Origin of the sequence: Aeromonas sp. QDB54 (assembly GCF_027707385.1) — a bacterium.
Lineage (GTDB): Bacteria > Pseudomonadota > Gammaproteobacteria > Enterobacterales > Aeromonadaceae > Aeromonas > Aeromonas hydrophila.
Window position 1 is genome coordinate 95797 of record NZ_JAPCIT010000008.1, and the last position, 13734, is coordinate 109530.

Annotated in this window: 13 protein-coding genes; 7 read left to right on the forward strand and 6 right to left on the reverse strand. The window is 61.8% G+C overall.

The genetic code is table 11. The annotated features are described in order from the left end of the window. Window positions 1-102: 102 nt before the first annotated feature. The 6 genes from yegD to PG881_RS10055 all read right to left on the reverse strand — a co-directional run bounded on the left by yegD (window position 103) and on the right by PG881_RS10055 (window position 5055). Window positions 103-1482, reverse strand: a complete 1380-nt coding sequence (gene yegD / locus PG881_RS10030) for a molecular chaperone (RefSeq protein ID WP_270799727.1) — start codon at window positions 1480-1482, stop codon at window positions 103-105. A gap of 91 nt (window positions 1483-1573) precedes the next feature. Next, window positions 1574-2563, reverse strand: a complete 990-nt coding sequence (locus PG881_RS10035; protein WP_017409740.1) for a 2-hydroxyacid dehydrogenase — start codon at window positions 2561-2563, stop codon at window positions 1574-1576. A gap of 77 nt (window positions 2564-2640) precedes the next feature. Continuing rightward, window positions 2641-3120, reverse strand: a complete 480-nt coding sequence (locus PG881_RS10040) for a CreA family protein (protein WP_029304959.1) — start codon at window positions 3118-3120, stop codon at window positions 2641-2643. A gap of 21 nt (window positions 3121-3141) precedes the next feature. Beyond that, the gene (locus tag PG881_RS10045; RefSeq protein WP_270799730.1) at window positions 3142-3588 is read right to left on the reverse strand and encodes an Mpo1 family 2-hydroxy fatty acid dioxygenase; all 447 of its coding nucleotides are present in this window, start codon (window positions 3586-3588) and stop codon (window positions 3142-3144) included. Window positions 3589-3640: 52 nt separating this feature from the next. Continuing rightward, a complete protein-coding gene (locus PG881_RS10050) occupies window positions 3641-4498 on the reverse strand; it encodes a hypothetical protein (protein WP_270799732.1) in 858 nt (285 codons plus the stop codon). Window positions 4499-4668: 170 nt separating this feature from the next. Then, complete coding sequence (locus PG881_RS10055) at window positions 4669-5055, reverse strand: TraR/DksA family transcriptional regulator (RefSeq protein ID WP_010635769.1); 387 nt, start codon at window positions 5053-5055, stop codon at window positions 4669-4671. A 468-nt stretch (window positions 5056-5523) separates the two neighbouring features. Here PG881_RS10055 and PG881_RS10060 point away from each other — a divergent pair, with 468 nt between their 5' ends. The 7 genes from PG881_RS10060 (at window position 5524) to PG881_RS10090 (ending at window position 13730) form a co-directional block, all read left to right on the forward strand. Then, the gene (locus PG881_RS10060) at window positions 5524-6855 is read left to right on the forward strand and encodes a glutamine synthetase family protein (protein WP_011707799.1); all 1332 of its coding nucleotides are present in this window, start codon (window positions 5524-5526) and stop codon (window positions 6853-6855) included. A 187-nt stretch (window positions 6856-7042) separates the two neighbouring features. Beyond that, a complete protein-coding gene (locus tag PG881_RS10065) occupies window positions 7043-8404 on the forward strand; it encodes an aspartate aminotransferase family protein (protein WP_270799734.1) in 1362 nt (453 codons plus the stop codon). Window positions 8405-8458: 54 nt separating this feature from the next. Beyond that, window positions 8459-9556, forward strand: coding sequence for a polyamine ABC transporter substrate-binding protein (locus PG881_RS10070; protein WP_016352333.1), 1098 nt, complete (start codon window positions 8459-8461; stop codon window positions 9554-9556). Window positions 9557-9697: 141 nt separating this feature from the next. Further along, a complete protein-coding gene (locus tag PG881_RS10075) occupies window positions 9698-10759 on the forward strand; it encodes a polyamine ABC transporter substrate-binding protein (RefSeq protein WP_219255756.1) in 1062 nt (353 codons plus the stop codon). Between the two features lie 75 nt (window positions 10760-10834). Then, the gene (gene potA / locus PG881_RS10080) at window positions 10835-11989 is read left to right on the forward strand and encodes a polyamine ABC transporter ATP-binding protein (RefSeq protein ID WP_270799736.1); all 1155 of its coding nucleotides are present in this window, start codon (window positions 10835-10837) and stop codon (window positions 11987-11989) included. Continuing rightward, window positions 11986-12891: an ABC transporter permease subunit gene (locus tag PG881_RS10085; protein ID WP_017409743.1), complete on the forward strand. Its 906-nt coding sequence runs from the start codon at window positions 11986-11988 to the stop codon at window positions 12889-12891. The genes potA and PG881_RS10085 overlap by 4 nt, the downstream gene beginning before the upstream one ends. Then, window positions 12888-13730, forward strand: coding sequence for an ABC transporter permease subunit (locus PG881_RS10090; protein ID WP_011707793.1), 843 nt, complete (start codon window positions 12888-12890; stop codon window positions 13728-13730). The genes PG881_RS10085 and PG881_RS10090 overlap by 4 nt, the downstream gene beginning before the upstream one ends. The last annotated feature ends 4 nt before the right edge of the window (window positions 13731-13734 follow it).

The window sequence follows — 13734 nt, forward strand, 5'->3', positions numbered from 1 at the left end:
AGGCAGGGCGAGGGGGAGTGCCCCCGACTGCTTCTGTCGCCCTGTGGGTGGGGCCTGTGTCGTTAAATGGCAACACAGCCCCCATGCCTGGCTGCAGTTGGGTCAGATCGGGGTAGGTTGACCGCTGCCAAACAGTCGCTCGGCGTAACGGGCCAGACCGGAGGCGACCGAGCCGAAGTCATCGCCCCCTTCCAGCGGCACCTGGGGCAGCTTCTGGCGGATGAAGGCCTGGATCAGCGGGGAGCGGGCGCTGCCGCCGGTGATGAAGACCCGATCCGGTTGCACTCCGGCGGCGGCGATGGCTTCATCCATCAGCTCGCCAATCTTCTCCAGCAGCAGGGCAGAGGCATTGGCCAGCTGTTCGCGGGTCAGCTCCGCCTCCAGCCCTTTTTCCAGCTCGCTCAGCGATTGGTGATTGGACTCCTGCGTCGAGAGGGCGATCTTGCCCTGCTCGGCGCGCCACACCAGCTGGTGGCTCAGCTTGTGGGCACGCAGACTGGCGAGGCGGCCCAGCTTGCTGCCGGGCTGGCTGTCGAGTTGCAGATCCTGCAGCTGGCGGGCGGTCTCCAGGCTGTAGAAGCGGCTCTGGGCGCTGACGTCGTTGATGGCGGCGGCGTCCCAGAACAGCGGGTGGGGCAGCGGTTTGCCGGTCTTGAGGGTCTCGTGCATGCCGAGCAGCGGCATCATGCCCTCCACCGTCAGCCGGATGTCGAAGTCGTTGCCGCCGATACGTTGGCCGCTGTGGCCGAGCAGATCGCCATCGCGATCGAGCCGGTCGCGGTGGCTCGGGCCCATCCGCAGCACCGAGCAGTCGGTGGTGCCGCCGCCGATGTCCACCACCAGCACCACCGCATCCTCGGTCAGGCGGGCCTCGAATTCGAAGCCCGCCGCTACCGGCTCATAGAGAAACTCCACCTGTTCGAACCCGGCGAGGCGGGCCGCCTCGCTCAGGATGGCGATGGCCTGGCGGTTGCTCTCTTCCCCCGCCAGCCCCTGGAAGTTGACCGGGCGGCCGACCACGGCCCGGCGGATCGGTGCGCCGAGTTGCTGCTCCGCCTCGCGCCGCACGTGCAGCATCATGGCGCAGACGATGTCTTCGAACAGGGCGATCTGTGGTGCCTTGAGGCCATAGGCGCCGAGGAAGGATTTCGGCGACTTGAGGTAGTAGCCGTCGTCCGGCTCTTCCAGATAACGCTCCAGCGCCGCGGCGCCAAAGCTGAGCTCGTCGATCAGCCCCTCTTCGCGCATTTGGCGGCGTACCGCCTGGGCCCGGGTTACCACGGGGCCACGCAGCTTGAGGTACTCGCTCTGCTGGGCGGGTGCCAGCCCTTCGGCCAGCAGGCCGGCGATGGCATCCCGGTGGGGCGCATGCAGGGTGGAGGGAAGGTAGTGGGTACCGCTCAGGTTCAGCAGCCTGGGGCTGCCTTGTTCCATCACGGCGACGGCACAGTTGGAGGTACCGTAATCAAATCCGATAAACATGGGCAGCCAGACTCCTGAGCAAAAAAGGGCTGGTAGCCTACCCGAAGGCGCCGGGTCTCACAACCCGGCGCCTCGCTTATTGCGCGGTGGTTTACTCCACCTCGTTGTCGCAGCGCCCCTGGCTGTCGATGGCGCGGATGTTGCTGAGGGTGGTGTCGGCGATGGCGTGCAGCGCCTCGCGGGTGAGGAAGGCCTGGTGACCGGTGAACAGCACGTTGTGGCAGGCCGACAGGCGGCGGAACACGTCATCGGTGATCACCTCGTTGGACTTGTCGGCGAAGAAGAGATCCTCCTCTTCCTCGTAGACGTCCAGCCCCAGCGCACCGATACGGGCGGTCTTGAGCGCCTCGATGGCGGCGTTGGAGTCGAGCAGACCGCCCCGGCTGGTGTTGATGATCATCACCCCGTCCTTCATCTTGGCGAACGCCTCCTTGTTCAGCAGGTGGTAGTTCTCCTTGAACAGCGGGCAGTGCAGGCTGATGACGTCGGACTGGCGGAACAGGGTATCGAGATCCACGTACTCGGCGCCGAGATCGATGGCCGCCTGGTTCGGATAGGGATCGCTCACCAGCAGGCGCATGCCAAAGCCCTTGAGGATGCGCAGGGTGGCGATGCCGATCTTGCCGGTGCCGATGATGCCGGCGGTGCGGCCGTGCATGTTGAAGCCGACCAGGCCCTCCAGCGAGAAGTTGGCGTCACGGGTGCGCTGATAGGCTTTGTGGATGCGACGGTTGAGGGTCATCATCAGGCCTACCGCATGCTCGGCGACCGCTTCCGGGGAGTAGGCGGGCACTCGCACCACCTTCAGCCCCAGCTCCTTGGCGGCGGCCAGATCCACGTTGTTGTAGCCGGCGCAGCGCAGGGCGATCACCTTGGTGCCGTGGGTGGCCAGCTCGGTCAGCACCTCACGGTCGGCATCGTCGTTGACGAACAGGCACACCACGGGGAAGCCGTGGGCCAGCCGGGCAGTCTTGGCCTCCAGCCGCACGTCGAAGAACTCCAGTTCATAACCGTACTGGCTGTTGGCCTGATTGAAGTGCTCTTTGTCGTAGCTCTTGGTACTGAAAACGGCGACTCTCATGGTGCGCTCTCCGCAGATAATGATGTGGTTAAATTACAACAAATGTTGGTCGTCATCACGGGATAAATGGTGGGGATTCAGCCCCACGGCATGATGGGCACGGCGCTGACCGCACTCTTGTAAGAGCCATCCACCAGCTTGGTGCTGTAAGTCAGATAGACCAGCGCGTTGCGCTTTTGATCGTAAAAGCGCACCACTTTCTGCTCCTTGAACACCAGCGAGGTGCTGACGTCGAACACCTCTTCCCCCGCTTTCAGCTTGGCGGGCAGGGTGATGGGGCCGATCTGGTGGCACGAGAGGGAGGCGTGGGAGGGATCTTCCGCCAGCCCGAGTCCGCCCTTGACGCCACCGGTCTTGGGGCGTGCCAGATAGCAGGCGACGCCATCAATGCGCGGGTCGTCGAACGCCTCCACCAGGATCTTGTGGTTGGGGCCAAACAGCTTGAAGGCGGTGCTCACCTCGCCGACGGGGTCGGCCTTGTCGGCCAGCGCCGGGCCGGCAATCAGTGCGCCCAGCAGCAGCGGCAGGGCGCGAGCAAGAGTGTGATGATGTCTCATGGTTTCTCCTGTTGGCTTCCCTCAGTAGGGAATGCCCAAACGACGATAGAGGCTGGCCAGCACCCAGGCGGGGCCGATCAGCAAAAATTGCAGGTCGGCGAGGAAGGAGGGGCGCTTGCCCTCGATCTTGTGACCGACGAACTGGGCTATCCAGAGCAGCACGAACCCGGCCAGCGCCGGCCACAGCAAGGAGCCTCGCCAGCTGTGGCAAATGACCAGTCCCAGTGCGGTCAGCACCGTCATGCCCACAAACAGCGCAAACGACAGCCGCAGATAGAAGGCCAGCACCGGGATGGCGACCAGCGCGGCCCAGTTGAGCGACGGCGGCAGCGGCCCGGCCGGCAGGCACCAGAGCAGGGCCAGGGCGCAGAGATAGATACCGGGCACCGCCAGCTTGTGGATCGCCACATTGACCGGGTGCCGGTGGCTCTGGCCGTACAGTTCAAACCACTCCTCGATTCCCTTCATGGCACCTCCCTGGCGCGCTGTGGGTGCCACCCCGGTTGAGGTGGCAGATTCGTCATCCCTGCGGGGGATACTCCCAATATTGGGCCGGAATGGATTTTAGCAACGGTGTCATGTCGGGATTGGGCAGGGAGATGGTGACCCGCCGCTCGAGATTGGCGCTGGCCAGGGCCTCGCGGATCTTGGGGTTCTCCCGAAAGAACTTCATGAAGCTGCCGTCGGCATAGGCCCGCTCAAGCCCGGTCTGGATCGCCTTGGCCAGCTTGGGGGATTCCGGGCTGACGAAGAAGAACTCGGCGAAGGGGTAGCGGATCAGCAGGTGCTGATCGATGACCAGGTTGGGATATTGTGCCACCAGCTCGCTGCGCTCGGCGAAGATCTCCACCAGGTTGCGCGGGAAGAAGTCCAGCTTGTCACCGTCGTTGATCAGCCGAAACAGGTTGCTGTAGCGCCCCGAGTAGGTGGGGATGCCGGCGTTCTCCAGGATCTTGTTGTCGGCCCAGCCCACCCCCTGTGCCGCCTTCAGCTGCTTGAGGTCGGCCAGCGAGTTGATCTGGTTGAACTTCTCCTGGGCGTCGCTGTGGATGAAGGAGAGCCGCAGCCCTTCCAGCCCGCGAAACAGCGGGATCGGCACGGCGATGAGTGAGGATTCGAGGGCGCTGGAGGTGCCCATCCAGAACACATTGATGGTTTGGCCCTTGCTCAGCTGTTGCTGCAGGCTGTACTGGTTGAGGTTGAGTTCGACCTGCTTGATGCGAAACGGCTGGTCGGCATGGGTCAGCGCCAGTTCCAGCAGCTTGAGCTGGTACTCTTTGTCGAGGTCGTTGATCGGCCGGCTGGGAACCTTGACCGTGAGGGTCTGTGCTTGTGCCAGCAACGGCAGACACAAGCACAGTTTGAGGAACCATTTCACTCTCTGCTCTCCTGTAGATTCCGGGCTTGCCCGGAGTCTAACAGAACTTGTCACTCTGTTGCTGCGTAGCCGTGAGCCGCCAGGGTGAGCAGCCTGGTGTCCTCATTATCACCTGCATGCCCACCCCGCTGGCGACGCTCGCCGCACGAATGTGAGCAGGCAGCGAGGCGTCAGGCGACGCGACGATACACGTGGGTATCGTTGAACTCCTTGGTGCTCTGGCATTCGACGCAGAAGCGGGACTCGGGCCGAGCCTGCAACCGCTTGAGGGAGATCTCGTCACCGCAGGATTCGCAGTAACCGAAATCCCCTTCGCTGATGCGCTTGAGGGCACCACGCAGCTTGCGCAGATGCAGCTTGTCATGCTCGATGCGGTTCAGCTCCAGACGACGGGCTTCCTCGATGCTGGCACGGTCAATTTCATCAGCCATCTCGTTGGTATCGGTGGCGATGGCCTGGCTGGCCTGGGAGTTGAGGCGATCTTCGAGTTCGAGGATCTGGCGCTCGATCTGTCCCTTGTAAAAGGCCAGTTGGTCTTCAGTCATGAAATCACACATACGATTTACTACCAGTCAGTTTACTAACCCAATTATCCCTGTTTATGGGGGCTGTCTGCCTGCAGACCAAGCCCTGTGTCCTGAATTTGCACCAAATCCAAGCAGGAGAGTGCAAATCAGGGCGGGCCTTGTACCAAAAAAATGCAGGCATGCAAAGCAAAGAGGACAAGTATTGTGCGCCCTTGCAAAAAAATGACCCGATTCAGACAGGGGCTGACTGAGAACATGGGGGATCCTGCAAGCTTGTTGGCACCGGGCTTGCAGTGGGTCGTTACCACGCCAGGGTGTTTAGTATTTGTTCCCGCGATGGTCATTATATGCGCCGTTATTTATAGTTTTTTAAACACCACCGCTTGACATTGCCCCTGATGGCGGGCTTTTATGGTGGTGTTGATTACAATTTGATAACAAGGGTGTTCCATATATTAGACACCCTTGCCAATGGCAACCGTAGAGTCGGGGTTTAACATGGACAGTATCAAGGGCTGGATGGAGAGCAATCGCATCACGGAAGTGGAGTGCCTGTTTCCGGATTTCACCGGCAATGCCCGAGGCAAGATCATTCCAGCCAACAAGTTTCTGCGCGAGGGGGGCATGCGCCTGCCCGAGGTCATCTTCACCCAGACGGTGACCGGCGAGTATCCGGATGACGACAGCATGATCGACCCGCTGGAGCGGGACATGCAGCTCTATCCCGATCCCAACACCATTCGTTTCGTACCCTGGGCGCTGGAGCCGACCGCCCAGGTGATCCACGACTGTTTCGACATCAATGGCAAGCTGATCGACATCGCGCCGCGCTCCGTGCTGCGTCGGGTCCTGTCATTTTACGAGAAGCAGGGCTGGAAACCGGTGGTCGCTCCCGAGCTGGAGTTCTATCTGGTCAAGCGCAATGAAGACCCCGACTATCCGCTGGTGCCGCCGGTAGGGCGCAACGGCCGCCCCGAGACAGCCCGCCAATCGTTCAGCATCGACGCGGTCAACGAATTCGACCCCATCTTTGAAGACATGTACGACTACTGCGAGGCGCAGGAGCTGGAGGTGGACACCCTGATCCACGAGTCCGGCGCTGCCCAGATGGAGATCAACTTCCTGCACGGCGACGCCGTCGATCTGGCGGATCAGGTGTTCCTGTTCAAGCGCACCATGCGGGAAGCGGCCCACCGCCACGGGATTTACGCCACCTTCATGGCCAAGCCGATGAGCGACGAGCCCGGCTCCGCCATGCACATCCACCAGAGTCTGGAAGATGTGAACGGCCGCAACCTGTTTGGCACCGAGAACGGCGGCCACTCCGAGCTGTTCATGCACTTCATCGCCGGCCTGCAGAAATACACGCCGGCGGTGACCGCGCTGCTGGCCCCCAACGTCAACTCCTACCGCCGCCTCACCTTTGGCGAGAGTGCGCCGCGCAACGTGCAGTGGGGGGTGGAGAACCGTACCTGCGGGCTGCGGGTGCCCTTCTCCGAAGCCAGTGCCCGTCGGGTGGAGAACCGCTTCGCCGGCGCCGACGCCAACCCCTATCTGGCGCTGGCCGCCACCCTGGCCTGCGGCTACCTCGGCATGATGGAGAAGCTGGAACCGCTGCCGGAGATGAAGTCGAGCGCCTATGAGCTGCCCTACAGCCTGCCCCGCTCGCTGGAGGAGGCGTTGAGCCACCTGGAGCAGTGCGACCCTATCAAGGAGATGCTGGGCGAGCGCTTTACCCGGGCCTTCGTGGCGGTCAAACGCAAGGAATATGAGACCTACTTCGGGGTGATCAGCCGCTGGGAACGGGAGTTCCTGCTGCTGAACGTGTGACCCGGATGCGCGTCGGTCGCGCATCACCCTGCCCGGAGGGGCCGCCAGCCCCTCCCGCGTGAATCGAGACAGTTGGGGCGCAGGCACTGCACGACACCCGGTGCGTCACCGTGACCGGGGGAGTTGTCTGTACCTCATCAACTGACCAACAAACATCGCTTAAATCGAAGGAACCGAGGAGCAAGCAATGCAGCATACCACCCGTGAGTGGCAGCAACTGGAAGCCAGCCATCACCTGCATCCGTTTACCGATTTTCAGGCACTGAACAAGAAAGGCAGCCGCATCATCACCCGGGCCGAAGGCGTCTATCTGGAAGACTCTGAAGGCAAGCGCATTCTGGATGGCATGGCCGGCCTGTGGTGCGTCAACCTGGGCTATGGCCGCCAGGAGCTGGTGGACGCCGCCACCCGCCAGATGCAGCAACTGCCCTACTACAACCTCTTCTTCCAGACCAGCCACCCGCCCGCTGCCGAGCTGGCGACCCTGCTGGCCGAGATCACGCCGCCGCACCTCAACCACGTCTTCTTCACCGGCTCGGGCTCCGAGTGCAACGATACCGTGCTGCGCATGGTGCGCCACTACTGGGCCAGCAAGGGGCAGCCGGGCAAACAGGTGATCATCAGCCGCCACAACGCCTACCACGGCTCCACCGTGGCGGGCGCCAGCCTGGGTGGCATGAAGGGGATGCACGCCCAGGGCGGGTTGCCGATCCCCGGTATCGTGCACATCGACCAGCCCTATCACTTCGGCGAGGGGCAGGGGATGAGCGCCCATGAATTCGGGCTGGCCCGTGCCCGTCAGCTGGAGGAGAAGATTCTGGAACTGGGGGTAGACCAGGTAGCCGCCTTCATCGGCGAGCCGATCCAGGGCGCCGGCGGCGTCATCATCCCGCCCGACAGCTACTGGCCGGAGATCCAGCGCATCTGCGACAAGTACGGCATCCTGCTGATCGCCGACGAGGTGATCTGCGGCTTTGGCCGTACCGGCCACTGGTTCGCCAGCGAAGGCTTCGGCATCAAGCCGGATCTCATGTGCCTGGCCAAGGGCATCACCTCAGGCTATTTGCCGATGGGGGCCGTGATGGTGGGGGACCGGGTCGCCAAGGTGCTGGTGGAAGAGGGGGGCGAGTTCAACCACGGCTTCACCTACTCCGGTCATCCGGTGGCCTGCGCCGTGGCGATTGCCAACATTACGCTTATGCAAAACGAAAGCATAGTTAAGCGAGTTCATGATACCATCGGCCCCTATTTGCAGCGCCGCTGGGCGGAGCTGGCGGACCATCCGCTGGTGGGTGAAACCCGTGGCAAAGGCTTGGTGGCCGCGCTGGAAATAGTGCAGGACAAGCAGACCAACAGCCGCTTCCCGGCTGGGCTGCAGGCCGGTATGACCTGTCGGGAGTTCTGCTTTAACAATGGCTTGGTGATGAGGGCGGTCGGCGATACCATGATCATATCGCCCCCCTTGGTGATCACCGAGGAACAGGTGGATGAATTGGTCAATCTGGCCAGGCTCAGTCTCGATCTGACGGCGGCAAAGCTGCGGGGATAGGCGAGCGCCGGGCAGGTTGGCTTGCGCATACAATTTGCTTAGGAGACAAGGACGATGTCTTTCAAAACGGGAATGATTGCAGCCTCTGTGGCACTGGTCATGATGAGTACCGGGGCGATGGCCGAGGACAAGGTGTTGCACGTCTACAACTGGAGCGATTATATCGCGCCAAACACGCTGGAAGACTTCCAGAAAGAGACGGGCATCAAGGTGGTCTACGACGTGTTCGACAGCAACGAGGTGCTGGAAGCCAAGTTGCTGGCCGGCAGTTCGGGCTATGACATCGTCGTGCCGTCCAACCCCTTCCTGGCCAAGCAGATCAAGGCGGGCGTGTTCCAGAAGCTGGACAAGTCCAAGCTCTCCAACTGGCAAAACCTGGATACCTCGTTGCTCAAGGCGCTCGAACCGAGCGACCCGGGTAACCAGTACTCCATTCCTTACCTGTGGGGCACCATCGGTTATGCCTACAACCCGGAGAAGGTGAAAGCCGTGCTGGGTGACAAGGCGCCGGTGGATTCCTGGGATCTGGTGTTCAAACCGGAAAACATGGCCAAGTTGAAGGAGTGCGGTGTCTCCTTCCTCGACTCGCCGACCGAAATGCTGCCGGCTGCCCTGCAATACCTGGGCTTCAAGCCGGACAGCCAGAAGCCGGACGAGTTGAAGAAGGCGGAGGAGCTGTTCCTCTCCATCCGTCCCTATACCGCCTACTTCCACTCCTCCAAATACATTTCGGATCTGGCCAACGGCAACCTGTGCGTGGCGGTCGGTTACTCCGGTGACTTGCAGCAGTCCAAGTCGCGGGCGATCGAGGCCAAGAACGGCGTCAACCTGACCTACGTGATCCCGAAAGAGGGGGCAGGCAGCTTCTTCGACATGCTGGCCATCCCGGCCGATGCCAAGAACGTGGAAGCGGCCCATGTGTTCCTGAACTACCTGATGAAGCCGGAGGTGATCGCCAAGATCTCCGACGCCGTCAGCTACCCGAGTGGCAACAAGGCTTCCGTGCCGCTGGTGTCCGAGAAGATCCGCAACGATCCGGGCATCTACCCGAGCGACGAGACGCTGGCCAAGATCTACACCTTCCCGGATCTGCCGGCCAAGGTGCAGCGTCTGATGACGCGTAGCTGGACCAAGATCAAGTCAGGCAAGTAAGTGACGAGTGCCCCTCCCGGTCCGCAGTTCGGCCGGGAGGGAGGTGACCCACCCGACAGGTTGGACGGCGCGTAAGGATGCGCGACTGGCAAATCACACATTAAGAGGACTGAGTAAGTGCACACAACCAAGATAGTGACGATGGCCCTGGCTCTGGGGTTGGCAAATGTGGCTCAGGCAGCCCCTGTGGTCCACTTTTACAACTGGTCCGACTATATCGGCGAGACCACCCTCAGCGACTTTCAGCGGGCGACCGGGATCCAGACCGTCTATGACGTGTTTGATTCCAACGAAACCCTCGAAGGCAAGCTGCTGACCGGACGCACCGGTTACGATCTGGTGGTGCCCTCCAACAATTTCCTGGCCAAACAGATCAAGGCGGGGGCCTTCCAGAAGCTGGATCCCGCCCTGCTGCCCAATCTGGCCAATCTGGATCCCGTGCTGCTCAAGCAGCTCGACAAGGTGGATCCGGGTCATCAGTACGCCGTGCCCTATCTGTGGGGTACCAACGGCATCGGTTACAACATCGACAAGGTGAAGGCCGTGCTGGGGGTCGACAAGATTGATTCCTGGGCCGTGATCTTCGAACCGGAAAACATGCAGAAACTGGCCCGTTGCGGGGTCGCCTTCCTTGACTCGGCAGACGAGATGATCCCGGCGGCGCTCAACTATCTGGGGCTCAACCCCAACAGCCAGGATCCGGCGGATCTCAAGCGCGCCGAGGAGCAGCTGCTCAAGGTGCGTCCCTACGTGGCCTATTTCCACTCCTCCAAGTACATCGGCGATCTCGCCAACGGCGACATCTGTGTGGCAGCCGGTTTCTCCGGCGACATCCTGCAGGCGGCGGCCCGTGCCGACGAAGCCGGCAAGGGGATCAAGATCGCCTACAGCATACCGAAGGAGGGGGGCAACCTCTGGTTCGACATGATGGCGATCCCGGCCGATGCCACCAACGTGAAAGAGGCGCACGCCCTCATCAATTATGTGCTGCAGCCCGAGGTGATTGCCCAGATCAGCAATCATGTGGGCTACGCCAACCCCAACGCCAAGGCGGGGGAGTTCATGGAGGAGCACGTGCGCAATGACGAGTCCGTCTATCCACCCCAGGCGGTGCTGGAGCGGCTGTATGTGCAGCAGGCACATCCCCGCGCGGTGCAGCGCCTGATCACCCGGAGTTGGACCAAGATCAAGTCCGGAACCTAACCTTGGCGCCCATCCCGGGGCGCCAGACTGTTTTATGGATCGGCCCCGGCCGGTATTACCTTTGGGAGTTTGGTAATGGCGATAGCCTCCAGTGCCTACAAGAAAGCCCTCGAGGGCAGCCAGCAACGCAAAGAAGTGCTGGTCAAGATAGACAGGGTAAGCAAGCAGTTCGATGAAACGCTGGCGGTCGACAACGTGTCCCTCAACATCCACAAGGGCGAGATCTTCGCCCTGCTGGGCGGGTCCGGCTCCGGCAAGTCGACCCTGCTGCGGATGCTGGCGGGGTTCGAGCGTCCCACCGAGGGGCGCTTGTTCCTCGACGGGGTCGACATCACCGACATACCGCCCTATGAACGCCCCATTAACATGATGTTCCAGTCCTACGCCCTGTTCCCCCACATGACGGTAGCGCAAAACATCGCCTTCGGCCTCAAGCAGGATGGCCTGCCCAAGGCGGAGGTCGATGCCCGGGTGGAGGAGATGCTCAAGCTGGTGCAGATGACCCAGTATGCCCGCCGCAAGCCCCATCAGCTTTCCGGTGGCCAGCGCCAGCGGGTGGCACTGGCGCGCTCCCTGGCCAAGCGGCCCAAGCTGCTGTTGCTGGATGAGCCCATGGGGGCGCTGGACAAGAAGCTGCGCTCCCAGATGCAGCTCGAGCTGGTCGAGATCATCGAACGGGTCGGGGTAACCTGTGTCATGGTGACCCACGATCAGGAAGAGGCGATGACCATGGCCGAGCGGATCGCCATCATGCACCTGGGTTGCATCGAACAGATCGGCAGCCCGATGGACATCTACGAAACCCCGGCCAGCCGGCTGGTGTGCGAGTTCATCGGCAACGTCAACCTGTTCGACGGCCTGCTGGTGGAGGATGAGCAGGACCACGCCACCATCGCATGCGCCGATCTGGAGCAGCCCATCTATGTGGGCCACGGCATCAGCTCCCGCGCCGAGAACAAGAAGGTCACCTACGCCCTGCGGCCGGAAAAACTGCTGATGAGCCTGCAAAAGCCAGTGGAGATCGAGCATCCTGACTTCAACTGGACCAAGGGCGAAGTCTATGACATCGCCTATCTGGGCGGTCATTCGGTTTATCACATCCAGTTGCCTTCGGGCAAAATCGTTCAGGCTTTCATCGCCAACGCCGAACGCCACGGCAAGCGGCCGACCTGGGATGACCAGGTGTTCCTCTACTGGGAAGATGACAGCGGCGTGGTGCTGCAATCATGATGGCATTGAGACGACTGAAGGCACTGGGGGGGCGGCAGCTGGTGATCGGCATCCCGTTCTTCTGGCTGTTCCTGTTCTTCCTGCTGCCCTTCATCATAGTGGTGAAGATCAGCTTCGCCGAAGCGGACGTGGCGATCCCGCCCTACACCGACGTGGTGAGCTGGGCCGACGATCAGCTCACCATCTTGCTGCACATGGGCAACTACCTGTTGCTGCAGGAGGATGAGCTCTACATTGCGGCTTACCTCGGTTCCCTCAAGATGGCCTTCATCAGCACAGTGCTCTGCCTGCTGATCGGCTATCCGATGGCCTACTCCATCGCCCGGGCCAACAAGGAGACCCAGACCGTTCTGCTGCTGCTCATCATGATGCCGACCTGGACCGCGATCCTGATCCGGGTCTACGCCTGGATGGGCATTCTCAGCAACAACGGCCTGCTCAACAGTCTGTTGATGGGCATCGGCCTCATCAACGAGCCGCTGCAGATCCTCAACACCAACCTGGCGGTCTACATCGGCATCGTTTACTCCTACCTGCCGTTCATGGTGCTGCCGCTCTACGCCAACCTGGTCAAGCACGACCAGAGCCTGCTGGAGGCGGCCTCCGACCTCGGCGCCCGCAACCTGACCCGGTTCTGGCAGATCACGGTGCCGCTCTCCAAGAACGGCATCATCGCTGGCTGCATGCTGGTGTTCATCCCGGTGGTGGGCGAGTTCGTCATTCCGGAGCTGCTGGGCGGCCCCGAGACCCTGATGATCGGCAAGGTGCTGTGGCAGGAGTTCTTCAACAACCGTGACTGGCCGGTGGCGTCCGCCCTGGCGGTGGTGATGCTGGCGGTGCTGATCATTCCGATCATCCTGTTCAACCGCAACCAGGCCAAAGAGCTGGAGGGTAAAGTATGAGGCGCTTTGGTTTTGCCAAGCTGATGCTGTGGCTGGGGCTGCTGTTCATCTACCTGCCGATGATCATCATGGTGATCTACTCCTTCAACGCCTCCAAGCTGGTGACTGTATGGGGTGGCTGGTCGCTGAAGTGGTATTTCGGCCTGCTCGACAACAAGCAGTTGATAGGTTCGGTACTGCGTTCGCTGGAGATCGCCTTCTATACCGCCATCGCGGCGGTGGCACTGGGGACGGTGGCGGCCTTCGTGCTGACCCGGATCCCGCACTTCCGTGGCCGGACCCTGTTCGGCGGTATGGTGACGGCGCCGCTGGTGATGCCCGAGGTGATCACCGGTCTCTCCCTGCTGCTGCTGTTCGTAGCCATGGCCCAGCTGGTGGGCTGGCCCGCCGAGCGGGGCATGGTGACCATCTGGATCGCGCACACCACCTTCTGTACTGCCTATGTGGCGATCGTGGTGTCGGCCCGCCTGCGGGAGCTGGATCTCTCCATCGAGGAGGCTGCCATGGATCTGGGGGCCAAGCCCTGGAAGGTGTTCTTCCTGATCACCATCCCGATGATCGCCCCCTCGCTGGCGGCGGGCGGCATGATGTCGTTTGCCCTGTCGCTGGATGACCTGGTGCTGGCGAGCTTCGTCTCCGGCCCGGGCTCGACCACCCTGCCGATGGAGGTCTTCTCGGCGGTGCGACTCGGGGTGAAACCCGAGATCAACGCGGTGGCCAGCCTGATCCTGCTGTCGGTGTCGTTGTTCACCTTCGGCAGCTGGTATCTGATGGCCAAGGCGGAGAAACGTCGCCGCGCCGAGATCGCCATGACCACCCAGATGCAGGCAGTCGCCTGACCTC